General features: G+C 53.1%; 22 protein-coding genes and 1 pseudogene. 17 read left to right on the plus strand and 6 right to left on the minus strand.

Annotated elements, in window-relative coordinates; genetic code table 11:
• Positions 1 to 137: 137 nt before the first annotated feature.
• Together CVV65_RS01555 and CVV65_RS01560 are read right to left on the minus strand one after the other, a co-directional pair.
• Positions 138 to 1,895, minus strand: coding sequence for a methyl-accepting chemotaxis protein (locus tag CVV65_RS01555; RefSeq protein WP_198592081.1), 1,758 nt, complete (start codon positions 1,893 to 1,895; stop codon positions 138 to 140).
• A 96-nt stretch (positions 1,896 to 1,991) separates the two neighbouring features.
• Positions 1,992 to 2,750, minus strand: coding sequence for an IclR family transcriptional regulator (locus tag CVV65_RS01560; RefSeq protein WP_100669101.1), 759 nt, complete (start codon positions 2,748 to 2,750; stop codon positions 1,992 to 1,994).
• Positions 2,751 to 3,472: 722 nt separating this feature from the next.
• Here CVV65_RS01560 and CVV65_RS01565 point away from each other — a divergent pair.
• From CVV65_RS01565 to CVV65_RS01585, 5 genes are read left to right on the plus strand one after another with little or no spacing between them, the layout of a single operon-like run.
• Complete coding sequence (locus tag CVV65_RS01565) at positions 3,473 to 5,152, plus strand: thiamine pyrophosphate-dependent enzyme (RefSeq protein WP_407928400.1); 1,680 nt, start codon at positions 3,473 to 3,475, stop codon at positions 5,150 to 5,152.
• Positions 5,136 to 5,870: a 5-oxoprolinase subunit PxpB gene (gene pxpB / locus CVV65_RS01570; protein WP_100666659.1), complete on the plus strand. Its 735-nt coding sequence runs from the start codon at positions 5,136 to 5,138 to the stop codon at positions 5,868 to 5,870. Before CVV65_RS01565 ends, pxpB begins: the two co-directional genes overlap by 17 nt.
• A complete protein-coding gene (locus CVV65_RS01575; RefSeq protein ID WP_232796673.1) occupies positions 5,857 to 6,834 on the plus strand; it encodes a 5-oxoprolinase subunit C family protein in 978 nt (325 codons plus the stop codon). The genes pxpB and CVV65_RS01575 overlap by 14 nt, the downstream gene beginning before the upstream one ends.
• 19 nt (positions 6,835 to 6,853) lie before the next feature.
• Positions 6,854 to 7,651 (plus strand): LamB/YcsF family protein, encoded by a 798-nt coding sequence (locus tag CVV65_RS01580; RefSeq protein WP_100666660.1) that lies wholly within the window; start codon positions 6,854 to 6,856, stop codon positions 7,649 to 7,651.
• A 54-nt stretch (positions 7,652 to 7,705) separates the two neighbouring features.
• Positions 7,706 to 9,061, plus strand: a complete 1,356-nt coding sequence (locus tag CVV65_RS01585; protein WP_100666661.1) for an MFS transporter — start codon at positions 7,706 to 7,708, stop codon at positions 9,059 to 9,061.
• A gap of 653 nt (positions 9,062 to 9,714) precedes the next feature.
• Here CVV65_RS01585 and CVV65_RS01590 read toward each other — a convergent pair.
• Positions 9,715 to 10,203 (minus strand): Uma2 family endonuclease, encoded by a 489-nt coding sequence (locus CVV65_RS01590; protein WP_232796674.1) that lies wholly within the window; start codon positions 10,201 to 10,203, stop codon positions 9,715 to 9,717.
• Positions 10,200 to 10,616: an IS200/IS605 family transposase gene (gene tnpA, locus CVV65_RS01595; RefSeq protein WP_100669103.1), complete on the minus strand. Its 417-nt coding sequence runs from the start codon at positions 10,614 to 10,616 to the stop codon at positions 10,200 to 10,202. The genes CVV65_RS01590 and tnpA overlap by 4 nt, the downstream gene beginning before the upstream one ends.
• 22 nt (positions 10,617 to 10,638) lie before the next feature.
• On the opposite strand from tnpA, the gene CVV65_RS01600 reads away from it, so the two are divergent.
• From CVV65_RS01600 to CVV65_RS01620, 4 genes are all read left to right on the plus strand, one after another.
• Positions 10,639 to 11,838, plus strand: coding sequence for an RNA-guided endonuclease InsQ/TnpB family protein (locus CVV65_RS01600; RefSeq protein WP_100666662.1), 1,200 nt, complete (start codon positions 10,639 to 10,641; stop codon positions 11,836 to 11,838).
• A 686-nt stretch (positions 11,839 to 12,524) separates the two neighbouring features.
• Positions 12,525 to 13,985, plus strand: coding sequence for a group II intron reverse transcriptase/maturase (ltrA, locus tag CVV65_RS01605; protein WP_157935332.1), 1,461 nt, complete (start codon positions 12,525 to 12,527; stop codon positions 13,983 to 13,985).
• Between the two features lie 276 nt (positions 13,986 to 14,261).
• Complete coding sequence (locus CVV65_RS01615; RefSeq protein WP_232796675.1) at positions 14,262 to 14,729, plus strand: Rpn family recombination-promoting nuclease/putative transposase; 468 nt, start codon at positions 14,262 to 14,264, stop codon at positions 14,727 to 14,729.
• Between the two features lie 222 nt (positions 14,730 to 14,951).
• Positions 14,952 to 15,491, plus strand: a complete 540-nt coding sequence (locus tag CVV65_RS01620) for a flavodoxin domain-containing protein (protein ID WP_133121185.1) — start codon at positions 14,952 to 14,954, stop codon at positions 15,489 to 15,491.
• Positions 15,492 to 15,562: 71 nt separating this feature from the next.
• Here the strand turns inward: CVV65_RS01620 and CVV65_RS01625 are convergent, their stop codons facing one another.
• Positions 15,563 to 16,012, minus strand: a complete 450-nt coding sequence (locus CVV65_RS01625; protein WP_100666666.1) for a hypothetical protein — start codon at positions 16,010 to 16,012, stop codon at positions 15,563 to 15,565.
• Between the two features lie 243 nt (positions 16,013 to 16,255).
• On the opposite strand from CVV65_RS01625, the gene CVV65_RS01630 reads away from it, so the two are divergent.
• The 8 genes from CVV65_RS01630 to CVV65_RS01665 all read left to right on the plus strand — a co-directional run bounded on the left by CVV65_RS01630 (position 16,256) and on the right by CVV65_RS01665 (position 25,217).
• Complete coding sequence (locus CVV65_RS01630; protein ID WP_100666667.1) at positions 16,256 to 16,462, plus strand: hypothetical protein; 207 nt, start codon at positions 16,256 to 16,258, stop codon at positions 16,460 to 16,462.
• Between the two features lie 259 nt (positions 16,463 to 16,721).
• Complete coding sequence (locus CVV65_RS01635) at positions 16,722 to 17,156, plus strand: hypothetical protein (protein ID WP_100666668.1); 435 nt, start codon at positions 16,722 to 16,724, stop codon at positions 17,154 to 17,156.
• Position 17,157: 1 nt separating this feature from the next.
• On the plus strand, positions 17,158 to 18,876 hold the full coding sequence (locus tag CVV65_RS01640; protein WP_100666669.1) for a hypothetical protein: 1,719 nt from the start codon (positions 17,158 to 17,160) through the stop codon (positions 18,874 to 18,876).
• 283 nt (positions 18,877 to 19,159) lie between these two features.
• Entirely contained in the window at positions 19,160 to 19,876 is a 717-nt protein-coding gene (locus CVV65_RS01645; RefSeq protein ID WP_100666670.1) for a hypothetical protein, read from the plus strand.
• A complete protein-coding gene (locus CVV65_RS01650) occupies positions 19,873 to 22,689 on the plus strand; it encodes an ATP-dependent DNA helicase (RefSeq protein ID WP_100666671.1) in 2,817 nt (938 codons plus the stop codon). The genes CVV65_RS01645 and CVV65_RS01650 overlap by 4 nt, the downstream gene beginning before the upstream one ends.
• A gap of 438 nt (positions 22,690 to 23,127) precedes the next feature.
• Positions 23,128 to 23,916, plus strand: a complete 789-nt coding sequence (locus CVV65_RS01655) for a hypothetical protein (RefSeq protein ID WP_100666672.1) — start codon at positions 23,128 to 23,130, stop codon at positions 23,914 to 23,916.
• 135 nt (positions 23,917 to 24,051) lie between these two features.
• The gene (locus CVV65_RS01660; RefSeq protein WP_157935334.1) at positions 24,052 to 24,636 is read left to right on the plus strand and encodes a Druantia anti-phage system protein DruA; all 585 of its coding nucleotides are present in this window, start codon (positions 24,052 to 24,054) and stop codon (positions 24,634 to 24,636) included.
• 35 nt (positions 24,637 to 24,671) lie between these two features.
• Positions 24,672 to 25,217, plus strand: coding sequence for a hypothetical protein (locus tag CVV65_RS01665; RefSeq protein WP_133121186.1), 546 nt, complete (start codon positions 24,672 to 24,674; stop codon positions 25,215 to 25,217).
• Positions 25,218 to 25,219: 2 nt separating this feature from the next.
• On the opposite strand, the pseudogene CVV65_RS01670 reads toward CVV65_RS01665, so the two are convergent.
• Positions 25,220 to 26,432 (minus strand): annotated as a pseudogene (locus CVV65_RS01670) (IS256 family transposase).
• Positions 26,433 to 26,742 lie beyond the last annotated feature (310 nt).

The raw sequence follows: 26,742 nt of genomic DNA on the forward strand, positions 1-26,742 counted from the left end.
AAAAGAGTGGGGCGGAGGCCTCGGGCTCCGGCAAATTGTTCCCCAGCCGCGCGACAGGGTGCCTCCGGCCCGGCCTCGCGCCCCTTCGCCGGACTAGCGATCCTCTCTTCGCAGGATTCCTGATTTGCCTCAGCCATTCAGATCTTAAATTGCCTCACCAGGTCGTGGAGTTGTTCTGCCAGACGGCTGAGTGACTGAGCCGATGCGGCAATCTCTTCCATGGAGGCATGCTGTTGCTCTGTTGAGGCGGAAATGGTATGCATGCCCGTTGACGTTGCTTCCGTGATTTCGGTTACCTCACCCATCGTCGTGCGCAGTTCTTCGGCATTGGCGGCCAGTTGCTGCAGGGCTGCAGAAACTCCCTCAATCTGTTCGACGACCCTATGTATCGATCGCTCGATTTGGGCAAAGGATTCTCCGACCTGGTCTACCGCGTCAAGGCCCGCGCCCACCGCCGTGGTTGTATTCTGCATGGACTCGACCGCCAGACTGCTTTCCTCTTGGATATTCTTGATGAGCTCGACGATTTGTTTTGCCGAATTACCCGCGCCTTCGGCCAGCTCTCTAATTTCTTCCGCCACCACGGCAAAACTTCGCCCGCTTTCCCCGGCTCTCGCCGCTTCGATGGCCGCATTGAGCGCCAGGAGATTCGTCTGTTGGGCGATGTTTGTAATCACCTCTATAATTCGCCCAATCTCGCCGGATCGTTCGCCCAGGCTTTTGACAACCGCGGACAGGGTATCAACCGTTTTCTGGATGGTGTCCATTTGCATGCGCACATGTTGGATGGATTGGCTCCCCAATTTGGACAAGTCGGAGGCTTCTCCCGCAGATGTGGATACAATCTGCGCGTTGTTGGCGATTTGTTGCATTGTATCGGTCATGTCGTTGACAGTCGAGCGGCTTCGATCCACCGTTTTCACCTGTTTCTCGGCGCCGACGGCGATCTCTTGTGCAACCTGAGTCACTTGTTCAGTCGCTTTCGTGTTCTCTTCTGTGCTGGCCGTAAGCTCTTCGGCGGATGCCGCAAGTTGTTCAGAAGTATCGCTGATGTTTTTGACGAGATCGCGCAGATGGTTGGTCATGGATGAAAAGCCGTGGGCAAGACGGGAAATTTCGTCGTTCCCTTTTTTCACGAGGGGCTCCAAATTCAGATCGCCGCGAGCCACTTGCTCCACTTGTTGCGCCATGAGGGAAACAGGTTTGGAGATGCGGTTGGCAAGCCACAAACTGATCACTGCACTCAAGATGACCTCGACACACAGGGCAATGATCAACACATTCAACACTTGATTGGCCGGCGCATTAAAGTCAACCATGTACGAACTGGAAATCACGTTCCATCCCCAATGGGGATCTTTTTGGACGTAAACGATCTTCTGACCAACTTGGTCAGAGTTGGGGAATGGGAATATGTATGTAAAATATCCGCCGCCGTTGTTTGCCAAACGAACCATGTCGGGCACGAACAACTTACCGTCCGGACTTTTGGTATTCGAAAAATCTTTTCCTTCTGTGACCGGGTTCATGACGGACACCGATCGATCATTGACGGCCGACACATAGCCGTACTTGCCGATGGCGAAGGTTGGATTGATTGGACGTTGTCCTTTCTCGTTCTTTGGCCCCAACACTTCTTGTTTGACCATTTCTTGAGCGTCTTCCAGTCTCATCTTGCCTGCTTTCACTTGTTTGTCCGCCTCATCAATCAGGGCCAAAACATGCAGGGTGTCCTGTTTCAACTGTGCCATTCCGGTTGCCTCAAGTTGTTTTGTGGTAATCTTGTAAGAGATTGTACCGATCACAAGGCTCGGAATCAGCGTCAAAGCAAGAGACATCGTCAGCAGCTTGGTCCTCAACGACGAAAATACGGCATTGAATTTCAGCCTGCGCAAAACCTTTTCCTCCTTACGACGCCAATCCGGAGACGTTTGTTGACGGATTGTTTGCATCAATGTGGGGTCGTGTCCCGGGGTCATCCCCGGCCAATGTCAATGTATGAAACCCAATTCCTTTGAGATTTGCTCCGCCGCCACCCTGACCCTTTCTTTGATTTCTGTCAAGCGCGGCTCGCGGAACGCGTATTTTAATCCGCTGACACCCAGGGCGGCGATCACATTCCCCGTGTAGTCCCGAACCGGGAAGGAGATCCCAACCGTATCTTCATCTTGTTCCCCCTCACTGACAGCAAAACCGTCGGCTCTGATCTTTTTCATTTCCTCGAGCAACTTTCTTTTCTCTGTGATTGTATTTTTTGTTAATGACTCCAGCGGATAGTGGCTGATGATTTGTTGGAATTCCTCTTCCGGCGTGAAAGCAAGAAGCAATTTGGGTCCGGAACCCGCATGCAACGGGGCCCTTTTCCCCACTCGAATAAACAGCCGCAGGGCCTTTTTGCTCTCCACCTTTTCGATATACACAGCCTCATTTCCCTCTCGAATGGTGAGATGCACCACCTCTTCGACTTCGCTGCCCAACCGTTGCATGTGTGGAAGGGCCACCTTGCGCAATTCCAATTGTTCCGCCACCACATTTCCGAGTTCCAGTAATTTCGTGCCCAATTTATAACGGATATCAAGCTCGGAGTACTTTATTTTTTTCACAAAATGGTATTTCTCCAACGCCGCCAAAAAACGGTATACCGTGGGTTTCGGCATGCCGGAAAGACGCGCCAAGTCTCTCAACGTCAACTCGGGTTCTTCAATAAAAAAATCCAGCAATTTTAATGCCTTCAAGACGCTCTCATTCATCAGCATCTCCCGTTTCACAAAATGAAATGGCATTTCATCATTTAAGCACGACCTCTCCTTCGCCATTCACAGGCAACCATGTTCGTCAACTTTGGTCTGGAGTGGATGGAGCAGCCGGTCGATGAACCGCCGAGCCACTTGGGAGTTCAAAAGCCCGCAGTAAAACTTGCGTAAAGAACAGCTTGTCCCCTATCCCGTCGCGAAACATTCCGCCTCCTTCCGCTCGTTTGGTGTAAATTATTGGCTTGCCTAGACTATACCGTTGTCTCAAACGTGTTGTCAACCTATTTTGCGTATTCATGTCGTGTGCGAAGTTGAGTGATCCCGGGGACTTGCGTCGATATGTTGACACCTGTCAGAGGGCGTGGTACAGTCGAACAAAATGGATTATTTGCACCAAACCTCAGCGATGTGGGCGGGGTATTGGGGCTTCGAAATATTGGTGGAGGGTGGTGGACGGAAAAAGTCCTGACTTGCATAAATGATGAAACGACGTTTCATTAATTGAAACAAAGGCCACTTGCGGATCAGGATTCCTGCTCGGTGCTGAATCAAAGAGATGACGCGCCCTTCTGAGCATGCGGCGGTGGAGCACTTGGATCGCGTCCGTTGGGCGTTCCCGGACATGCCGGCGATAAAGCAGAAATTGTTGAAAAGGAGATCGTCGCGATGCAAGATTCATTGGAGTTGCGAGTTTTGGAGGAGCATGTTTTATGGAAAGAATGACGGCGGCCGAGGCCATTGTTGAAGTCATGGCTCAAGAGGGTGTGGAAAACGTTTTTTGTGTACCGGGCGAGAGTTATTTGGACGTAATGAATGCTTTGTATGACCATGATCACATTCAACTCATCTCGGGGCGCCATGAAGGCGGAGTTTCATTTATGGCGGAGGGATACGCAAAAGCCAGTGGTAAGGTTGGGGTTTGTCTAGCCACCCGAGGCCCGGGGGCCGCCAATCTGTCCATTGGACTACATACGGCCATGCAGGATTCCACTCCGGTCGTGGCTCTGATCGGCCAGGTCGAACAGGCTTTTCGGGACCGGGAAGGGTTTCAGGAAATCGATCTTGCGGCGTATTTTCGGCACCTTGTGAAGTGGACCGCGGAACTGAGAGAGGCGTCACGCGCGCCTGAATTGCTCTACCGGGCCTTCCATATTGCGCAAACGGGCCGCCCCGGTCCAGTGCTGATATCCTTGCCCGAGGATGTGTTGAACGGGACGGCGGACATGCGATTCCAACAGGCTCGGGTCTACAGCTCGCCCCGACCCGAGCGCGAATCTGTCGCGCGTGTTGCTTCCCTTTTACAAACGGCTCACCGCCCGGTGGTGATTGCCGGCGGTGGCATCAGTGCAAGAAAGTCGACGGATCTGTTGGTGACTTTGGCGGAATGGTTCCGGCTTCCGGTTGCGACAGCCTTTCGGCGCATGGATGCTTTTCCGAACCAACATGCGTGTTACATTGGCCACCTCGGGCTGAATGCCCCGAGCTACCTGGTTGACGCCGTACAACAGGCCGATGTTGTTCTGGCGTTGGGAACCCGTTTATCGCAAGTGACTTCCCAGGACTATACGCTCATTCGCCCGGGAACACAGTTGATCCATGTCGATATCTCGCCGGATGAGATCAATAAGGTGTACAGACCGGCAATCGGTATTGTCGCGGACGTGGGTTATTTTCTGGAGGATTTGTTAGAGGTTTCGGCGGGTGGGATGACGGCCGATCTGATGGCGGAACGCGAATCCTACACCTCTGGACTGAGGGAGGCGTATTCGGCCTATTCCAAACCCCGTTCAAACCACGGGGACCGGACGGTTGATCTTGAGGGACTCATGCACGACCTTCAAGAAGCATTGCCGGAAGGGACCATTGTTACAAGTGATGCCGGGAATTTCTTCGGATGGCTGTCACGGTATTATCGATTCCGGGAGGCGGGGACGTATATTGGTCCCACCTCGGGGGCGATGGGGTACGGATTGCCGGCGGCCATTGGGGCGAAACTGGCCCGGCCGGACAGGACCGTCATCGCTTTTGCGGGCGATGGGGGATTTATGATGACCATGGCCGAACTGGAAACGGCGATACGTTATCAGATTCCGGTGGTGGCCGTTGTGGTCGTCAACAACATGTATGGAACCATCCGCATGCATCAAGAAAAACGTTATCCGGAGCGAGTGATCGGCACGGATCTGAGCAATCCCAGCTATGCCGAGTATGTGCGTCTGCTGGGGGGGCATGGTGAAACGGTTCGCAGCAACCGGGACTTTTTGCCTGCGCTGGAACGGGCCCTGGAGTCCAACCGACCGGCGGTGATTGAGGTGATGGCCGATCCGGAACAGATATCGGCGGCCTTAACCATCGAACAGTTGCGGCGGGGGTGGCAACACAATGGGGCTGCAGTTTAAGTATGCCGGGGATCAGGCGATTTTGGTGGAGGTCGGTGAAGGAATCGATCCTCGCACGAGCGGGAAGGTGAGAAGCTTGGCTCAAAAGGTCGAGTCCTGCTCCATTCCCGGGTTTGGCGAGGTGATCCTTGGTTATCGATCGTTGTTGGTCAATTACGACCCATTGATCATTTCTGATGACGAAGTGATCCAATGGCTTCAACGCTGGGGGCAAGAACCGGAAGTGATCCAAAGATCCGAAGCGCGCCTTGTCGAGATTCCGACTCTCTACGGGGGAGAATGGGGGCCTGATCTGGAAGATGTCGCCGCTCATAACGGCCTGACGCCTCAAGAAGTTGTGGAGATTCACAGCGGCGGTGATTATCATGTTTACTTCCTGGGTTTTATACCGGGCTACCCGTTTATGGGCGGTATGTCCGAAAAAATCGCAACGCCACGGCTTTCCAGTCCCCGCGTTGCCATTCCCGCGGGGAGTGTCGGGATCGCGGGCAAACAGACGGGCATTTATCCCATTCAAAGTCCCGGCGGATGGCGGTTGATAGGACGGACACCGCTGCGTCTTTACGACCCCAACCGCACTCCTCCTTTCTTGCTCCAAGCGGGCGATCGGGTCAAATTTATACCCATCAACGAAGACGAGTTTTCAGAGATTCATGAATCCGTTTTGCAAGGGAGGTACCGCCCGATGACGAGGGGGGAGTCCGTTGAGCCGAACTGAGCCGGTGTTCGAGGTCATCCATCCGGGAATGCTGACAACGGTTCAAGATCTTGGACGGCGTGGCTATCAAAAATACGGATTGGCCGTATCCGGCGCCGCAGATGCTCATGCGCATCGGATGGCCAATCTCTTGCTGGGCAATCCCGTGGATGCGGCCACTCTCGAGGTCACGCTGATGGGGCTGAAAGTGCGCGTGCTGAAGCCGGCGGTGATTGCCATAACCGGCGGGGACTTGGATCCCAGGCTGAACGGACAACCCCTCCCCATGTGGAGCACGGTTCCGGTTCACCCGGGAGATGTGATCCATTTCTCCGGTTGCAAATCAGGATGTCGGGCTTATCTGGCCGTTTCCGGGGGGATTGATGTCCCCGTTGTTCTGGGGAGTCGTTCTACAGATTTGCTGGGCGGTATAGGGGGGGTTGCAGGGCGCAAACTCGAAAAGGGGGATCTTCTTTTCGCCGGTCCCGCTCGGGTTCCTGCAGACAAGGTCCTCAGGCGTCGGCTGCATCCGGACTGGGTTCCCCAGTATCCCCGGCAGGTGGAAGTGCGGGTGGTGCTCGGGCCTCAGGAAGGCGCCTTTACTCCCGATGGTATCGCCACATTCTTGTCTTCCGAGTACACGGTCAGCACGACGTCGGATCGAATGGGGCTTCGCCTCATGGGGCCGACAGTTGGCCACAAACACGGAGCCGATATCTTGTCCGAAGGACTGTTTATGGGCGCTGTCCAAGTGCCGCAAAACGGTCAGCCGATTGTGTTTTTGGTTGGTCGCCAGAGTGTCGGCGGTTATACAAAGATTGCCGGGGTCATCACTGTGGACATGCCGTGGCTGGCCCAGCTAAAACCGGGCGACACGATCCGCTTTCGTCAGGTGACAGTGGCCGAAGCGCACCGATTGCTTCGGGAGTACGAGCGTTTCTTTGCCGCGATAAAAGTATGGGGTTCGAGCCATTTGTCGGCATGAATGAAAAGGAGGATGCGGTATGTCAAAAAGATACATTGATTTGAATTGCGATATGGGTGAAAGCTTCGGAGTGTATAAGCTTGGCATGGATGAAGAAGTGATAAAACTCATCTCCTCGGCCAATGTTGCCTGTGGCTTTCATGGCGGCGATCCGAATGTGATGGACCGAACGGTGGCGATGGCAAAAGAATACGGCGTCGGGATCGGCGTGCACATGGGGTTTCCCGATCTGTTGGGATTCGGCCGCAGAAATATGGATATCGCCCGGGAAGATCTCATGAATTTGATCATTTACCAAATCGGGGCATTGGATGCGTTCTGTCGCAAGCACGGGACCGTGATTCAGCATGTCAAGCCCCATGGAAACATGAACAATATGGCCGACACCGACGAGGAAATGGCTGAGAATATCGTTGATGCGATCCTTGCCGTACTTCCCGATGTTCCGATCTTTGTAAAACCGAACAGTCAGTTGCACCGGGTCGCCGAAGCCAAGGGGTTGCCGTTCGTACTGGAACTTTTCCCCGACAGGGCGTATAACAACGACCTGACGTTGGTTTCCCGCCGACAACCGGGTGCGGTCGTCAAAGATCCGGAAGTTGCGGCGGAGCGTGCGGTCCGCATGGTGACGGAAGGCCGGGTCACCTCGATCACGGGGGATACACTTGAGGTTCGAGGGGAGACGATTTGCGTTCACGGCGATACACCGACCGCGCTTGAGATTGTGCGCAGAATCAGGGAAAAATTCGACCGGCAGGGCATTGTGGTGGCGCCGATTTCTCAGTGGTGGAAAAGCAACAAGCGATGCAGTTGTTAGAACGAAAAGGACGCTGATGCTGTTTACGCTTCATTGATGTGAGGGGGAGATCTGTTGATCGCGCGAAATTTGTCCTCAGAGATGAAAAGGGCTATCGTCGGCGGCACCATCGGCACAGTGATCGAATGGTATGACTTTGCGGCTTACGGATTTCTTGCCGCGATTCTGGGCAAAGTGTTTTTTCCGTCACAGAATCCGACAGTATCACTTCTGGCTTCCTTTGCGACCTTTGGCGTTGCATTTTTTATGAGGCCCATCGGCGGCATCTTATTCGGAAGTTTGGGCGATCGGTTCGGTCGCAGGTCCGCTTTCACTTGGAGTATCATTCTCATGTCGTGTCTCACCTTTTTGATCGGGTGTCTGCCCACGTATGCTTCGATCGGTATCGCAGCACCGGCCTTGTTGGTTCTGTTGCGTTTGTTGCAGGCGCTTTGTGCGGGTGGAGAGCTGACGGGGGCCTACACGTTCGTCGGAGAGTTTGCATCGACAAAGCGCAGAGGGTACGAAAGCAGTTGGACAGAAGCCGGTGCGATCAGCGGGTTTTTATTGGGATCACTCTGCGCGTTCGTTTTGTCCGCAACTTTGAGCCAGAGTGAATTGGTTGCATGGGGTTGGCGAATCCCTTTCTGGTGTGCTGCACCGCTGGGTGCGGTGGGCGTATACCTCAGGATTCGAATGGGTGAGAGTCCGGCATTTGAAGTGATGAAAGAAAAAGGGCTGATTGTCTCGGCGCCCATCGGCGAAGCTGTACGGTACAGCCGCGTACCGCTGTTTCAGGCATTCGGGATTGCGATATATCAGAATGTGGGAATTTACATCATATTGACCTACATGCCCACTTATTTTACTACACAGCTTCATTTTTCCCAGATGCAGTCGATGTTATCGTCGGTTATCTCCATGGCGCTGGCCATTCTCTTCATGCCCATCGCGGGAGCGTGGTCCGACAGGGTCGGGCGGCGCCGGGTGCTGGGCTGGTCCTGTGGGATTGCTCTGGTTCTGACGTATCCTTTGTTTTTGCTCATGAGTCAGCACAGCTTTGGTCTGGCACTTCTCGCCCATGTGGCGACATCCATTCTGGTCGGGATATTTCTGGGGCCGATCCCGGCCACGATGGCCGAACTTTTCCCGACAAACATCCGCTACGGGGGAATGTCTCTTGCGTATAATATCTCTGTTGCAGTATTCGGGGGATTTGCCCCTTTTATCGCCACATATTTGATTGCTTCAACGAAAAACCCTCTGAGCCCGTCGTATTATGTCATCGGTTCGGCCGTGTTAACATTAATTACTTTGGCGAGCATGGTGGAAACCAGCCGCACCCCATTAAAAGAAAATGCGAATGCCGTGCCGTCCATGCCGCTCGGCATGTACGAGGGGATGTCTTCCGTCGAAGAAGGTTCCGAGTGAATCGGTTCAAAGTCATCGTGAGCAACGAATAAGGCAGGTGAGCCCCGGTCGGGGCTCACGGCGTTTTCGGTCACCGGCGCGTGTATCGCCGCCGACGGCTTTTCGCCAGATGATACCAGTCGATTGACTCGGGTGAACCGATTTGTTCAGCCGAGTCGCAAGCCGTCTCATGCGCTCTTGAACCCTTTTTTCACCTGGCTCGGAATTTCCTCGGACGAGCACCAGCGTACAGGGAAAAGGCGATGCCGCCCAGGGTGGCGACGGCGGAAATGACCGTCAGGAGGAAAGCGGCATTTTGATCGGCTGGATGGCCGAAAAATATATCGATGGCCAATAAAGCCGAGATGAGCGATTCAAAGGGAGTTGGGGGTCGATCGGTGATCCAGGCGTCGCACCGCGTTCCCTTTCTCCAACCAAGAGAAGAAGAGCTGGCTCTGTCTCGTTGCGAGGGTCGTAAACCCGGGTGCATCCGCTTCATCTGTGGCGATGCTCGGTGGGGGTAGCCCCGGCCGACCGGTATCACTCGACCTTTCATCTGCGCGAAGACACCACGGTGATCTTGCTGACCGACCTGGCGGAGATTCATGTGATCGAGCTGCCGAAACTCCGGCCTGACAGAAAGGAGAGCGCCACCAGGCGCCCCGAAGGTCGCCCTAGAAGTAGAAAACATCTTTCAAGTCAATCGTTAAATCCGGGAAAATTCCAACGGTTACGGCTTGATCCTTTCCGTATACTATCGGTGCCCCAAACACATTTTCCGAAAGCATGTAGACTTCGACAATCTGGTTTGAACTATCCACAATCCAATATTCTCGCACACCAGCCACCCTGTAAGCACGCAATTTAACCGTCTTGTCTTTAACAGCTGTAGATGGCGAAAGCACTCCGATAATCATATCCGGCACGCCAACACAGCCCTGCCGATGGATTTTGGTTGGATCGCACACAACTGTTATGTCCGGCTCAACGTAGTTTCCGTAGTCGTCAGCATCGAGCCAGACACCAAACGGTGCGGGAAACACTTTCCACGTCTTCCCCTTCAGGTACACACTTATTTCCCGTATCAGGTTACTCACGATACTTTGATCTGAAAAAAACGCGCCGCAAACCTCTTCCTTCAGGAAGAGGATAAGGCGCGTCATTTAGGTGTTCTCTGACTCTCGATATACTGTCGGATAACGGACAGAGGAGCGCCGCCACAGCTCCCGGCGAAATAACTTGGGGACCAGAGATGTCCACCCCATAGCTTTCGGCGAATTTGCGTATAGTTTTTCTTTCGAATCAGGCGGCTGGACACGCCTTTCAGACTGTTCACCAGCGTGGAAATGGCCACTTTGGGTGGATAGGTCACCAAAAGGTGCACGTGGTCATCCTCACCGTCAAATTCCAACAATTCGGCTTCAAAACCTTTACAGACGGAGGCCATAATCTCGCGCAGGTCTTCCAAAATCTCTTTGGTGAACACTCCGCGCCGATATTTAGTCACAAAGACCAAATGGACATGAAGATTATATACGCAATGTCGACCTGTACGGATCTCGTTTGACTTTGTCATAGACCAAGTATATCCTAAAAACATGAAAATTCTCAAGTCATTTCGATTCCGTTTGGAACCGACAACGGAACAATCCCAGTGCCTCACCCGTTACCGGGGATGTGCGCGGTTGGTCTGGAACAAGGCGCTGGCCTTGCAAAAGGGGCGACTGGAGGCCGGGTACCCTTTACTCTCGTATGAGGAGCTTGCCCGGCTCCTGACACTCTGGAGACACAGCGAGGAATACGGTTTTTTGGCCAACGCCCCTGTGCACCCTTTGCAATGGACGCTCAAGTTCCTGGATCGGGCAATCCGGGCGGCGTTTGACAAGTCCAACCCGGCGCGCTTCCCGACCTTCAAGAAAAAGAATCGGTACGAGGCGGGCCTGCGCTTTCCAGACCCGAAACAGATCAAGCTCAACCTGTCGACTAAGGATGCAGACGGGCGGTGTGTCTTGCCAAAGGTTTTCCTGCCCAAGATCGGGTGGGTGAAGTTCCGCAAGTCCCGGACCATCGACGGGACGATTCGGAATGCCACGGTAACATGGCAAGCCGGGCACTGGTACATCTCTTTCCAGACGGAGATCGACGTGCCGGAGCCGGTTCACCCGTCGGAGTCGGCTGTGGGGATCGACCGGGGAATTGTGCATTTTGCGGCACTGTCGGACGGCACGTTTGTCGATGCGCCGGGATGGTTCCGGCGGCATGAAAAGAAACTGGCTTGGGAAATGCGGAAGCTGTCGCGGAAGAAAAGGTTCTCGCGAAACTGGCAGAAACAGAAGGCCAGGCTTCAGCGTCTTCATGCGCATATTGCGAATGCCCGGCGGGATTTTCTGCACAAGACCTCCACGGCCATCAGCAAAACCCACGCGATGGTGTTTGTGGAGGATTTGCGGATCCAGAACATGAGCCGGTCAGCCAAGGGGACGAGGGAGAATCCGGGAAAGAACGTGCGGGCCAAGAGCGGGCTGAACAAAGCGATCCTGGACCAAGGGTGGTTCATGTTTCAAACGTTCTTGGGCTACAAGCTCCATTGGTTGGGAGGCTGGCTGGGGGCCGTACCGGCCCCGTACACGAGCCAGACTTGTCCGGTGCCGGAATGCGGACATGTGAGCCAAGCGAATCGGCCGAGGCAAACGACATTCCGGTGCGAGAGGTGCGGGTATGAGGGCAATGCCGACACAGTGGGAGCGATGAACATTTTAAGGGCTGGACTGGCCCGGATCGCCTGTTCTCCGGTGTAGCGCCGGGGAGTCGGTTGTTCGACCGATCCAAGGGGTGCAACAAGGCCCCTGGTGGCAGGAAGGAATCCTCCGCCTTCAGGCGGGGGAGGAGGTGTGCGGGCGGCAGCCCACATTGGATGCTGAACATCCAGCAACGGTTGGACTGCTGGACAGGTCAGCGCTGCATAGTGGTCAGTGCAGCAAAGGATACTTCTAGGGCGTTTCCGTGAGGAACGTGGCGAAGGAGAGAGGGAGTGCCGAGAGGTCCCTATCCGAAGTGTGCAGGTTGAAAGCGAAATGCTGAATGCCAAAGCGGCGGGATGAACTGGGGACGCTGCGTTCTCTGCGGAACCTAAAACCCCCCCATGAGGGAGGGGTGAGGCAGCCCTGTCGACCACGATAACGGGGTATGCGGTTCATCACGTGGAGGGTGAGACATGTGCACTGTAGCCAATGTGGGTGACCCGTCGAGATCTCTCGGTTACCGTAGTGGGCATGGGCATATAAGGGTATCCGAAGTTGCTCGTGTGCCGAGAGAAGTCAGAGCGCCTTCATAGTAGCGAAGTAACCCCGAGACCATAACTCGGTGTGAAGTGAAGGAAGGCGTCGTTGCTGAAAAAGTTGATTCAGAAGCAGGCATGCTAATTGGTAAGCCTCCGCTGCGAAACACTGCCAAGATGGTCCTGCTTGCGAGGAGACGCTCGAACTTGAAGTGGCACAATCTTTACGGACGTTTGCTCAGCTATCAACGGTTGTATGAGGCGTGGCTAAAAGTGAAGGCGAATCGGGGGGCTGGCGGAGTAGACGGAATCAGTCTGTCCGCTTTTGAAAGCAAATTGGAGGAAAACCTCCAAGAGCTTCTAAGAGACCTCAAAGCCAAGACTTATAAGCCAATGCCAGTACTCAGACGCTACATTCCGAAACGAAACGGCAAGAAACGTCCACTTGGCCTTCCGTCTATACGGGACAAGGTTGTACAGCAAGCGGTGGTGGATATACTCCAACCTCTATACGAGACGGAGTTTCATCCGGCCTCCGTCGGCTTCCGTCCCGGAAAAGGTGCGTTCAATGCGTTCGGACGCATCATTCACCTGATGGAGCAAGGCTATGTTTGGGTGTACGATGCTGACATCAAGGGCTACTTTGACTGTATAGACCATCGAATACTGCTGGAGGTTATGAAGCGAAGGATTGCCGACCGATCCATTTTGGACCTCATCTGGCAGTGGTTAAAGGCTGGGGTCATGGAGAATGGTGTGAGAAGTTTCTCCAAGGCGGGTACGCCGCAGGGCGGAGTCATCTCTCCATTGCTGGCCAATGTCTACCTCAACGAGTTGGACTGGGAGCTCAGTAAGGCTGGAGTGCAGTTTGTGCGCTATGCCGACGACTTTTTGGTCTTCGCAAAGAATGAAGAAGGCGTCAAGCATGGGGAAAATATCGTTCGAACTGTGATGAAAAGACTAAAGCTCGAACTGTCGGTTGAAAAGACCAAGACCCTGCACCTGATGGAGGAACGCACCTCAGACGGAAGGATAATTCCTGAACTCGAATACCTCGGAGTGGCAATCCAAGGATGGTTTCGAAAACGGGACGGAACATGGAGCTTTGGGCTGAAATGTACCTCGGAAGCCATGAAGGATTTCCGAGTGGCAGTGAAGGAAAAGACCCCAAAGACGCATACCCTAAGTCTGGCAGCGCTGGTCGAGAGAGTGAACCCGATCATCATGGGAAAGGCGGCGTACTGGGCACAAGCTGCTAAAGCGGTGCAGGTGTATAAATCAATTCGAGGCCGATGCCGCTGTGCCACAGCGCTCCTCGGTCAACAGACGAGCAGGCTAGATGCGTATGTCCGTCAACGTATTCGGCGTTGCCGCCTGCCTCAGCGTGGCGGTAGCAAGACGTACAGGAGAGCTAACATGCTCAGGTCAATCTACACCCACGAGCGCCTTATAAAGGCGGGACTTCGATATGCCGAGAGAATTGTTCGGGATGCGGCTACGGGCCTGCCGCTGACAGATGACGAGTATTTAGCGCTTATCCGTCAGCGCAGGGAGAAGGCAGCCGCTGCCAAGCGGCAACGCAAAGCTGATGACGCAGCGTACTGGGCCAAGCGAGCTGCTGCGTATCAACGAGCCCAGGAACGAGTACGCAAGTTCGAGAGTAAGTGACGTAGAGCGGTTTGCGGGAAAACCGCACGAGCCGTTCATTGAGGGGCTGGCCCCGAAAGGGGTTGGCCTACTCTATCAAGATCAGAGGTCGGCGGTGGCGACATATCGTAAATCGCGCCATCAATTCGCTCCCACCGCTCAAACTTTGACTCGTCAATCCGGTTAGCCTCCACAGCCCCTCGCTCCTTCTTTGGTTCGCATCTTACATGCATTGTAGCACGGTTCAACATTATTTATTAACCCGTCATGACAGAGGTGTTTGAAGATTCCGTCGAAATGCTGGTCGCCGATGTGGAGATCTTGAATCCGTTTCTGGATAAAGAGGCGCTGACCGACCTGGCGGAGATTCATTGTATCGAGTTGCCGAAACTCCGGGAGCAGTCGTCGGGGTTGGAGCAGTGGCTGGTGCGTTGGATGTTGTTTTTCACGGCGATGGGGGATCGGGCGATTCGGAAGGTGCTGACGACGTTGGAGTTTTTGAGCCAGGACGAGGAAGCGCGGAGGTTGTATGAGGAGCGGATGAAGGGCTTGCAGACGTATCTGGCGGATATGGAAGGAGCAAGGCAGGAGGGGAGAGAGGAAGGAAGGAAAGAGGGAAGAGAGGAAGGGGATCGGGAGGCTCGAAAGGAGTTGGCGAGGGCGTTGCTTGACATGGGGGATGACTCGGAAAAGGTTGTACAGGTCACAAAGCTGTCGAAAGAAGAGGTCGAGGTGATCCGGAGAGCGATGGGGCCTGATCAGTGACGGGCGGCCATCGGTGGTTGGACAAGGGCCGATGGTGCCATGAGCCATTGGGCGCGAAAATCTGGGAAATGGCGGTACGTCATGAAAGTTACCGTTCTGCTATGACTCCGAAGTATACATATCAAGGAATATTAACTTTACTTTTTAAAGCTAATGGGTTAAAGTATCCATCGAGGTGCAATCTCCTGTCTAAACATCGACGATATGGAGGGCGAAAGGAACATGAGAATTTTTGTCGGTTACGCCAGCATGAATGGTCACACCAAATTCCTGGCTGATGAAATCGCAGCCGGAGCCAGGAGCGTCACCGGGACAGAGGTGGTCCAAAAGGCGGTGAAGGACACCTCGCCATCCGAACTGGAAGCTTTTGATGCCATTATCTGGGGTTCTTCCGGCGTCTTCGGCAACCCGAATCCGGAGATGGTGCAATTCTTTGTTCAACTTGGACAGCAGTGGTTCATGCGGAAACTGGAAGGAAAGTTCGGAGGCGTCTTCGGAACCACGTCAACGGCCCATGGAGGCATTGAAAACCTTCTGCGCGCACTGGCGGCTCCGATGCATCACCACGGTATGATTGTCGTTTCGCCTCCCAGCTTACCGGATGAAAAACACGCCCTCTACGCGTGCCCTTATGGAATTGCCGCCACGATTCCGGTGGAAGCCAGCAAGGATGCCCCCATCAATAAACCAAGAGAGGAAGAACTGGATCTGGCTCGCCACTACGGCCAGTACATGGCCACCCTGTTAAAGTCGTCCAAGTAAACTAATGGTAAACCAACCATGCGGGCCCTCTGGATTCGATTTGCCGGGGGGCCTTTTACGTGGCCATTGTCTTACAATAATGCTTTGAGCCTGCGTGTAAAGTCAGCGGTGAAAACGCCTTTTTTTGCGGCGTCAACCATGAGAACGAGCAGTTCATCTTCATTGATGTCAAGAGGGCGAAGAATGAGTCGTTCATTGTCGTTCTTGTTCATCTTGTAATATGCGAAGCGGATTTCATCTTGCTGCGTTTGGTGAACATAAATTCGCTCAATTGCACTTACGGTATCACCTACCTTTAGCTTCGCTTGTTTTAGAAGGTCGCAGTAATCAGTTCTTTTGATCACGTCAAATCTATTGATTTTTTCTGTATGTTGGATTAAATTAAACTCCATGAGAAGCTTGGCTATAGCTAGGCTGATAAGCGAATTTTTGCTTAACTTTGTAGTTTCCGCCAAAGCCGTCAACCCGTCGTCTAGGTCGGAATCAATGTACATGTTGAACCTTACCTTGTTTTCGTCCATGTTCGTTTTCCTCCTTGTCAGCTTCAACACTTTGTGTTTTATTGCCACATAGTGTTAAATTAACACATCGTCTTAAAGGATGCAAGTGAACGAAACAACGTTCTGCGAGATATCCGAATCACAGTGGATACTGGTAGCCTGGCGAGATCAAGGAACTGTGGGCTCATCTAGGCGTGAAACCTAGTATATGATATTATGAATCGCATAGACCGGTTAACTATCTGTTAGGGAGGATGTAGATTCGTGAGGGTTTTCATCAAAAAATTCAACGTAGAAATGCAGATCAAGAACAATGGGCTTGAATTCGAAGTAAGAAACAGCAAGGATGAACATTTGGGTGATCTGGTCGTTACAAAGACCCAACTCATATGGTGCGAAGGGAAAACGCAACCCAAGAATGGGAAAGCCATCTCATGGGAGGATTTCATTCAATACATGAACGGGCTCTGAAGAAGGTGGCCGGTATGATGGAAAAGCCAAGGCCGGAGGACGCCGGGATGAAGGCGGCGGAAAGACAATGAAGATCCAAACACGTTTTCTCGGGCGGAGAGTTTGCACGGATCGTCGCCGGTCTGTTGCCGTACCGATTGAAAGACCGAAAAGATCACGTTAAGCATGCAGGATGTTACACGAGCTCTTTGGATCTAGGGTTCGGATCAAATTCCTCCGCTGTTGGCCAGTGTTCTGATCCGTAACAAGGGGGATGAACATGGAAAAAAAACCAAACCAGAATGGTGTTAATGCGGATAACTGCCGCTGGTATATTACAAAAGCGAAGGTTAAAGAATTATCTACAGGGGCCACCAATAGCTATAACTATATGTTTCGGTTGGCATGTGTTCCAGAGTACACTGTAAAACATGAGTATCAAGGACGCTCCAAAATTTCCAATCTGTTTCTTCCGTGCCGTCTGGATCAGGAGGGGTTTCTACAGGCAGAGATAGATAACAGTCAAAGTGTGATTGCGTTGACTGAGCATTGTTGGTTTAAGACCGGTAGGAATTCCTTTTATATCAAAAAAACACTTCTTTATATTACTGAAAAAAGCATGCCTGCGTTTTTCCTCTTTAAAAACATTAATGTCACGGATGGGCAAGCGTCCACGCCGATCGTTGTTGATGAAATCAGATTGGTGGGATCATAACGTGGAAGCTGAGATCAAATCGCACCGACCACGGTGGCCCGAGACCGCCATATTTTGGGGCGGCGGCGCCACCGCGTCTCTAGGTATGAAAACGACAGTTCAATTGGCAAAGTCGATTTGGACCTTGGCAGATAGAAATTTGACGCTGGAGGAACGGGTCCGATCTGCATTTGGAAATTGGATTGATGATAGGTATGGGCATGTGATTCGCGACCTCCTGCTGATTCTTGGCGACGATTCAATGCCCCTGGGAATTGAGGCCGGAAAACGGCAGTTTGCGGCGCATACGGAAACGGATATCATGGAAATTGTGCAGTATCTCAGAGTGACTTATGACTGGGCGACGTTGCGCGAAGTGATCCATGCGTGTCCGATCCGTCGCGGTGAGTCGCCGGACGGCCAATATGTCCCGATACAAGACATTTTCAATGTGTTGGATTTACATATCGGGAGCGGACTCGGGTTTCGGGTGCCGGGACACGGTCAGTCGCCCGGAATGTTCATACGCCCCGATCGCTTGAGGCATGCACGAAACGCACTCATATTGCTGTTCTTGTTGCTCCACAGTCTCGGCTACCAAGAGTTGATCCATAACAAACAGTCTGTTTTGAAGACGTTTGAACAATTTGCGACTGTTCTGTATGACTTGATGATCGAGGAAGGATTACGGTTGGCGCGGGAAGGGAAGCCACTTCAAGAGCGCAACTTTTATTTATTCAGCTACTCGGTTATTAGCATGAACTGGGATCCACTTTTGCTGTGGCTCATGTTGAATTGCCATAAAAGGGGGAATAATTCTGTCCATGCCCCCTACGTTGGGAATCCGCCACAAAAATTGAAGTTGTTTCTTGATATCGGCGCTCTTTCAGGGGTACGGCAGGTCGACGGCAAGACGCCCGACATCTGGTATTCGTTTAACGAAACTGTGGTGCAACGCATAAATGACCCGGAACACGTCACCGGACGCCGCGCCCGCGTGGGGAAATTCTTTTTTCCGCACGGAAGTTCTTCGTCTCGAGAATGTCCGAATTGCGGCAAGGTGGTGGTGTGTCTCGGAGATGAATGGTCCTTGCAATCGCCTGGTATTTTCCCCCCATTGCCGCTACCGGGACTTCAGTTTGGATTTCGGGCCAAATCTCGGGAGGAGGTGATGGCACGACGTGTCCGTGGATGTTTCGACGGAGTCCAGTGCCCATTTTGCGGTGAGATCACCGAATTGAAGGACACTCCGCTGATTCTTCAGACTAATTTTAAAGGCGGTCATGGTCCGTCCCTTGAACAGATCCAGCGAGACATGAGAGCCTCGCTGGAAGGGGCGAGACATCTTGTATTTCTCGGATACTCGGTGCCGCCGGACGACTTCATATATCGAAGCGTTTTTACCGCGCGAAAGAATCATGCTGAATCGGTATACTGCTCGGTTGTTGTTGGATATGATCCATCGGCTCCGGACAAATGGCTGATTGGAGACGAATTGAAAGCGCACATTCAGCGTGTATCCGAAAGGTCCGGGATCGATATGTCTTTCGTTCAAATGGTTGAGTCCATGTGGTCCATATTCGGGATGCAATATGTGCGGGCATACGCCCGGGGCATCCCCGATGTGTTCTTAGATCCGGGTTCACAGATTGTCAGTGCGGATCGAGTCCGGGAATTGCTTTACCCAGCTAACGGGTTTGCTCCAGGTGTGTTTCCCTCGCATCAAGTTGTCCGCAACTAGGTCTAATCGATGGCTTATATCAGCGTCCAACGGCCACAACACCGTATGTTGGGCCAAGGGGTGAGGGTCCTGTATGATAGAATAGCATAATAGAGTAACGCGTATGAGGTGAGGGCCAATGACCACGCTTCCTTTACGCCATATTTCCATTCGCGTTCCTTGGCACGATACGGCCTGGGATGGACGTGTCTGTACGAATCCACGAGGGAACGCAGCTTGTTTAGCGCTTGATAGAATACGTGAGTCACGCAAGGATGATGACGAGTCCGCAGTTGCCGGGAGGTTGCTCTCTGAGTTGCCGGAATCCCAATGGCCTGCGTGTATCGCGGAACGCGGCACCCTGATGGCACCATTTGAAATTGTTCGGACTGTTGTTCAGCCATATAGTCCAACAAGCGAAGCACACAAACATATTTTACCGACCAAACTGCGTTTGCCGCCTTATTCTGTGGCGGCGATTCCATTCCGCTGGATGAACCGACAGTTCGCCTGGCAGTTGGCTGAAGAACATGGGATAGATGCGTCGCCGGATCGAGAACCTACGGATCCCGAATGGTTGAGAAATAATCGTTGGGTACAGTCGCCCGACAATCAAAAAGCCTTGCTTGAAGGTTTCTTCAGCGCCATCCAGCCGGAACGGTCTTTGTGTTTCTTCTATGCCAAGCAAACCCCGCTGATGGAAGACGAGCGGCGGGTCATCGTCGGTGTGGGCAGAGTAAAACATGTCGGACCGCTCGTAGAATATGAATATGCCGAGGACAGACCCATTCGCTCATACATTTGGGATCGTGTGGTTCAGCATTCCATCGAGCCGGAATTCCGTGACGGCTTTCTGCTTCCGTACCACAGTATTCTGGGAAAACTCCAAGCAGATTCGTCCTTCAATCCGGAGGACTTTGTCGCTTTTGCCCCCGACGATAGGCAGATCGAATTCTCCTATGCTGCAGAACACGTGCTTCATGATGCCGCTATCGCGGGACTCCTCGAGTGTAAACGGTGATCGAGAATTCGATGACCTTGGTGGAAGGCCCTTGGGAGAGGGTTCTACAATGGATTGACGAAAGACTGGGCGAACTTTGGCAACTGCGTGGCCCGTACCCCGGCCTTGGAGCCGCATTATCCGCCTTCGGTGTGCAGTTGGGCAGTTTTCTGGCTTATGAGTTGGCCGCTCAATTGCAGGGCGACGAAGATCCGTGGTCCTTGGTTGATCATGTATTTCGAAATCCGACCGCACTGCCCGCCTCAATGCAAGGGCAAGTCACGAGCGTGTTGCAAGCGAAGTGGAAAGACCTTCATGAGAATAAACCCGAGCGCATTGAGTTGCTGAAGCTCTTGTCTCGATTTGAACTCACCGCAGACCAAGCCAAACGATGGTATGATCCCGAACGACGGGCGGATGCAGGGATTGATGTCACCGACCATGAGATTCTTCAGAATCCCTATCTGATCTTCGAACGTGATCACATGGCGGTCGATCCGGTGAGCATATGGACGATTGACCGGGGCGTGCTGCCGGGCGCATCGGTACTCCGCTCACATCCCCTTCCAGCCTTATCGGCGATGGAAAGCAACGCCGACGTCCGAAGACTGCGCGCGATATTCGTTTTCTTGTTATACCGGGCTGCGGATCGCGGGCACACTTTGCTTCCTCGTGCAGAGTTGATCCGTCAATTCAGGGCTCTCAACATCGACCCGTCCTGTGACATAGACGGCGATTTACTGGATGCCATTCAAGATCAGTTTGCGCCGGATATTCATGTCTGCGAACTCAAAAACGGTTCAGCGGCATACCAACTTCGAGAATTTAACGAAATAGGAATATTTATCCGAAAGACCGTGAAGCAGCGCATCAAAGGAAAGCGGCACGGGTTGTCCGTCGATTGGGTACAGCGGCTCAATGAAAAACTGCCCGGTCCCGTAAACGACGAGCTTGAAAGCAAGGCTCGTGAGGAGAAGGCTGCGTCTTTAAAAGAACTCGCGGAGTCAAGGATCTCTGTCTTGGTCGGCCCGGCCGGGACAGGAAAGACTACATTGCTGTCCGTTCTTTGCAATGAGCCCTCAATCCGTAACGATGGGGTGCTACTTCTGGCTCCCACCGGGAAGGCACGTGTCCGACTGCAACAGTCTACCGGCTTTCACGCTCAAACGTTGGCGCAGTTTCTCCGGCAGTGGGGACGATATGATGAGAATACGGGTTTTTACTACATGTCCGATCACGAACGGTACTCCGGGGCAAAAACCGTAATCATCGACGAAGCGTCCATGCTCACAGAGAACCAGCTCGCCGCCCTGCTGGACGCACTCAGGGGAGTTCAGCGTCTGATTCTCGTGGGCGATCCACGACAGCTGCCACCGATCGGTGCGGGACGGCCGTTTGTCGACATCGTGAATTGGTTAACACCTTCCGATATCGCGACCCGACAACCTAAAGTAGGCGCGGGTTATGCCGAACTGACCATTCGGCGCAGATACCGGGGCGAAACACGTGAAGACCTGCAATTGGCAGAGTGGTTCAGCGGTCGGGCACTCGGACCCGGTGATGATGAGGTATTTAACGCGGCGCTGACCCGGGATGAATCGCCGCATCTTCGGTTCGTAACGTGGAGGGACGAAGCGGAATTGCACGAGCAGTTGCTGACCGTCTTATCTGAGGAACTAGAGCTCAGTGATCGTCTGGATGCCACGGGCTTCGAATTACGTTTGGGAGGGACCGTGTTCGGGAGTTACGTCTACTTCAATCGAGGCGCGGCAAAGCACGTCGAAAAGTGGCAAATATTATCTCCTGTGCGAGGAATGGCACACGGCGTGCGTGATCTCAATCGTTTTATTCAACACACATTCCGACGACGTATGATTCAATCAGCAAAGCTTCCGCCATGGCAACGGAAGATACCTTCTCCGATGGGGGCGGAAGGGATTGTTTACGGAGATAAAGTGATCAATGTGTTAAACCATTCGAGGGACCGGGTATATCCGAATACCTCCGATGCTCTGAAATATGTTGCCAATGGGGAGATCGGAATTGTGGTGGGCCAGTTCAGAAACAAAGGCATGACCACAGCGCCCACAAAACTCCAGGTGGAGTTCGCGTCTCAACAAGGGTTTATGTATGACTATACCAACCGGGATTTTCGTGATGAAGGGAATCCTCTGTTGGAGCTTGCGTATGCCATCACCGTTCACAAAGCACAGGGGAGCGAATTTGGAATCTGTTTTTTGGTCCTACCCCAACCGTGTCGAACCGTAACAAGAGAACTTTTGTACACCGCATTGACCAGACAACAGCAAAAAATCGTCATCCTCATTCAGGGTGAACCCACCGATATTCTGAAGTATTCATCGGATTACTTTTCCGATACGGCACGGAGATTGACCAACCTATTCGAAAGGCCGATGCCGACGGCGATCGGCGATGTCCTTCTGGAAGACAATCTCATTCACAAGTCTGGGAAGGGCGAACCGATGCGTTCCAAGTCAGAGGTTATCATTGCCGATGCACTGGCTTCGGCAGGGATCCAGTACCATTATGAGTTGCCCTTGCGAGGTACGGACGGGCAAATTCGTTATCCGGACTTTACCATCGAAGATGATAACAGAGGGATTACTTATTACTGGGAACATTGTGGAATGCTCTACAATCCACAGTATCGGGAACGATGGGAACGCAAGCTGCAATGGTATCGCTCTCAGAACATCCTTCCGATTGAAGAAGGTGGAGGAGAAAGGGGAACACTCATTGTGACGCAAGACGATGAAAACGGCGGAATCAGCTCACATGAGATAAAACAGTTAATCCAAGACATTTGGGGATAGTAGAAAGAGCAGATGGACAAAGGAAGCTATGGGAAATGGACACGACACTGGCCTCGGGTGGTGCCGGGTACATCGGCGGCCACGTGGTGAAGCGGCTGGTGGAGGCGGGGCCCCGGTAGGCGGAATTTCCCGACGAGGCTTTCTGATTCGTCTGCCTTTTCCGTTGACTTCCAGTGAAAAAAGTAGCCGAACCACTGTTTTTCACGGCGAAAACGAAGGGGCAGTTGGAGGAATTGGCGATGGGTGATCCGGCGATCAAGAAGGCGCTGACGACGTTGGAGTTTTTGAGGCAGGACGAGGAAGCGAGGCATTCAAAAAACCGGTTCATATGAACGATATCGTGGTACAAGCATGGGGACATCTCGCGGGGGACGCCCGGGTGATTCTTCCGATATGAGATCTTCAGCAGGATGTACATGATCCAAGGGGGTACAAACCATGGTTGATTCCGCGGTGTTTTTCTGTTCAAAATGTAGGGGCCTGCAAGGTTATACGGAGTACTTCATTCCGGTTGAAGCGTTCGGAAATTCTCGTGCCCCCGTCGTGATGTTGAGTCTCAACCCTTCCCACCGGGAGTACACAAGTATCCGGCCGGGCGCCAAAACGCACCCATTGTATTCACCGTTGAACAACGACGGTAAGTCGGCAAGGGACTGCCTGAATCGCGACCAGATTCAACGGATAAGGAACCGTCAACGGGATTATTTTCAGACTGGAGAACACCTGGATTGGTTTGATCCGGCGGAGCGCTTCTTGAACATGATTGACACAGATTCGTGGGGACCGCTCTCTTTTGGCATCAATCATTTGGAAAATGTCGCCAACGTGGATATTGTAAAGTGTCCAACGGATCCGGTGTGGGGTAACATTAAGGAAGACCACGACGCGTATATCTCGAATTGCATCCCTTGGTTGATACCACAACTATTTAATGATCACGTCAAACTCATATTCGTCAATGGATCCGGAGTTTATAAAGCGCTTAAGACGTTAACGGATCTGAGAATACGACGCGTTGAAAAGCCACAGTCTGTGAAATTGGATTCAGGCGCTAATTGCGAAGTGTATTATGACAAGGTTTTTGATCTTTTCTCCGACAAGTTCGTTTTTTTAACAGGGACGAGCTGTCGCATCTCGAAGGATCACTATGGACAGTTTCACGAAGGTCCTCAGCGCGAAAGAGTTGCCGAGGTAGTCGAGAATGTGATTCAACGAATGGGCTTATAAATACCGCCCAAAAAAGGCCAGTTTGGCCGAAAGACCGTTCGGCAAGTTCGACCGTATCGGCCCGCGGTGGATGCCCTCGATTCAGTTCGGGACGCATCGCGTTCACCTGATGTGTTTTGGCGACAAAGGATTTTTGTGCCCGATGTCGTATTAAGTCGTATTAAAGTATTAGATAGGACTATAGGCCAAAACTTATGTATTTTGTTCCGGAAGGAGACACCGTTTGTAAATACCGTTGACTCCATATCCACCTCGACTGTTACAGCCGAAGAACAAAAGCCGGATGCAAAGCAATCCGACGATCGCCTCGACAACGTGATTTTTGTCGAAGAGACGCTGCGGCAGATTCAAGCAGAGGTGTTACGCGGCCAAATCATTTCGACATTGAAGCGCCAAGGCTTTCAAGTCACAGACCGCGGTGTCGCCCTGCCGCACGACGTGCAGAAGGAAAGGATTCGTCAACTCCACGCCCTCGCTGTCCGGCACCGGATTCATGAGGCGCGCGGCCTGCGTCAGCACGAACATCGACTTCTCCGATACATAGCCGGTGGATCTGAAGTTGTGCCGGAGAAGATCTCACCAACACTGGTGGAGGTCAGTCGCGGATCCGAGGAAGAGTTGCTCTTCCGGTACGCACGGCTGCACTGGAGCATTCCAATCTCCGCGGGCCAACAGGGGGCGAGTTTACGATTCCCATCAACCGGATTCTCAAAGGGCTGAATAGACAGAGCCTGGTTATCACGGTGCGAAATTTGGTGCTTGATCGTTGGGAACTCTTCATACAGATCCTGTACGAATCCTCCTTTTTCCAAAATCTGACCATGCCCAAAGGCGAAAACCGCATGACGGCGTGCGAAACCCTGGCTGATAATATTAAGAAAAAGAAGATCAAATTGACGGATTTACATACCCATGAGTCTTTTCAAATGGTATGGGAGTTGCTGGGGCAGGAACGGATTCAGAAGATCTTCTACAGAACTGAGGCCTCACGCGCACGTTTTCGCGAGGCATGGGAAGAAGCGGATCCGCAGTTGTTTTATCACGAATATTGGAAACCTGTTGCAGAACTGTTCCGCGGGTACTGTCCCGTCAAGTGGTGTAAAATCACCATGTGTGTCAAGAGTGTGACAGGGTTGCCTTTGTCCCCGCCTGGAAGTGTATCGCCCGTCGTCGCTCCGTCAAGGGACGCTGCGCTTGACCTGTCGGTCACCCTTGACCTCGCTCCTTCCGGGCGAGTATCGGCAGCTAGGGGACAAAGCCAAGGTTTGCGTGTGGCATACACGCCCCCCCTTCAGGCTTAGACTTACTTCTGTAGCACGGATGCGGACGCGAGCAGGGCCTGATCCGGCTTCAGTTTCGCCATCGATTCGAGGCTGAAATACCGGCGGGACACCATCCACTCCTCATGTTGTTCCTGCAGGATGGATCCCATCAGTCGCAGCACGGATTCCCGATTCGGGAAGATCCCGACGACGTCCATCCGCCGTCTCATCTCACGGCCCATCCGCTCCAGTGGGTTGGTGGAGCAGATCTGCCGCCAATGCTCGCCAGGCAGTGCCATGAAGGCCAATACGTCCTCCTCCGCCGCCTCCAGGATCTGCATGGCCTTCGGGAACTTGCCCCGCAGTTCCTCGACCACCCGGCGCAGCTGTCCTCGGGCCGCCTCCTGGGTGGGCTGGGCAAAGATGGTCCGGATGATCGCCGCCACCATCGGCTGCTGTTTCTTCGGCACTTGGCTCAGGACGTTGCGGAGGGTATGCACTTTGCACCGCTGCCACGCAGCGCCTGTCAGCACTTCTGAAATCGCCTGCCGCAGGCCAAGGTGGGCATCACTGATGACCAGCCTGACTCCCCGAAGTCCACGCTCTTTCAGCCCTCTGAGAAACTCGGTCCAGAATGCCCCGTCCTCACTGGTCCCGATGTCAAACCCCAGCACCTCACGCTCCCCAGTATCGGTCACCCCGATGGCGATCACAAAGGCCATGCTCTGGACCCGCCCGCCTTCCCGCACCTTGGGGAAGGTGGCGTCCAGCCAGACATACGGATATTCCCGTTCCAGCGGCCGCCCTTTGAACTGTTGGATGTCCTCATCCAGCACACAAACGAGAGACTTCACTTTTGCTGATGCCATCCAGCCCAAGCGCCCGAACCACATCGTCCACCTTCCGGGTGCTGACCCCATTGACATAGGCCTCCTGGACCACGGCGGCTAGGGCCTGTTCCGCCCGGCGGCGTGGCTCCAGAATCGACGGGAAAAAGCTTCCCTGGCGAAGTTTGGGGATCTTCAGGTCGAGAGTCCCAAGACGAGTATCCCACTCCCGTTTCCGGTAGCCATTGCGTTGCGTCCTGCGTTCCTCAGTGCGCTCGTAAGGGTTCGCGCTGACCTTTTGCGTGGCCTCGGCATCGATTAAAGATTGGGCGAACATCTGCATCAGTTCACGCAAGAAATCGATCTGTTCCTCACCCTGGATCTTGCGAATCCACTCAAGAACTGCGAAACTGTTGAGAGAAGCCATCGTTGCGTGACCTCCTACTGGTTTGGTTTCCACACTCTAGTAGACACGCACGATGGCTTCCTCGTCAATTGTGGAGGGCCAAATTTACACCACTACTTGAGACTCTAACGTTCCGCGCGAAAATCGTCCTCAGGCAAGACCGATTGAAAAAGCCCTGGGATGGCTGTTGAACCTCGATGTTGAGCAACGTCCGATTTTGATTATAGATCTGTCCAAAGAGCATGTCGAAGGCTTGTTGTAGAACGAGGACATTCAAATGCTGGTCATCAAACGGCTGTTGGAAGTTTTGAATCAAGCAGCAACGGGGCGC

This window comes from Kyrpidia spormannii (genome assembly GCF_002804065.1).
Classification (GTDB): Bacteria; Bacillota; Bacilli; order Kyrpidiales; family Kyrpidiaceae; genus Kyrpidia; species Kyrpidia spormannii.

Excerpts from the sequence above, each read along its gene's own strand:
- CVV65_RS01560 (WP_100669101.1), bottom strand. The coding sequence starts at position 2,750 with ATGAATGAGAGCGTCTTGAAGGCATTAAAATTGCTGGATTTTTTTATT.
- CVV65_RS01565 (WP_407928400.1), top strand. The coding sequence starts at position 3,473 with ATGACGGCGGCCGAGGCCATTGTTGAAGTCATGGCTCAAGAGGGTGTG.
- pxpB (WP_100666659.1), top strand. The coding sequence starts at position 5,136 with ATGGGGCTGCAGTTTAAGTATGCCGGGGATCAGGCGATTTTGGTGGAG.
- CVV65_RS01580 (WP_100666660.1), top strand. The coding sequence starts at position 6,854 with ATGTCAAAAAGATACATTGATTTGAATTGCGATATGGGTGAAAGCTTC.
- CVV65_RS01590 (WP_232796674.1), bottom strand. The coding sequence starts at position 10,203 with ATGACGCGCCTTATCCTCTTCCTGAAGGAAGAGGTTTGCGGCGCGTTT.
- tnpA (WP_100669103.1), bottom strand. The coding sequence starts at position 10,616 with ATGACAAAGTCAAACGAGATCCGTACAGGTCGACATTGCGTATATAAT.
- CVV65_RS01600 (WP_100666662.1), top strand. The coding sequence starts at position 10,639 with ATGAAAATTCTCAAGTCATTTCGATTCCGTTTGGAACCGACAACGGAA.
- CVV65_RS01615 (WP_232796675.1), top strand. The coding sequence starts at position 14,262 with ATGCTGGTCGCCGATGTGGAGATCTTGAATCCGTTTCTGGATAAAGAG.
- CVV65_RS01620 (WP_133121185.1), top strand. The coding sequence starts at position 14,952 with ATGAGAATTTTTGTCGGTTACGCCAGCATGAATGGTCACACCAAATTC.
- CVV65_RS01625 (WP_100666666.1), bottom strand. The coding sequence starts at position 16,012 with ATGGACGAAAACAAGGTAAGGTTCAACATGTACATTGATTCCGACCTA.
- CVV65_RS01635 (WP_100666668.1), top strand. The coding sequence starts at position 16,722 with ATGGAAAAAAAACCAAACCAGAATGGTGTTAATGCGGATAACTGCCGC.
- CVV65_RS01655 (WP_100666672.1), top strand. The coding sequence starts at position 23,128 with ATGGTTGATTCCGCGGTGTTTTTCTGTTCAAAATGTAGGGGCCTGCAA.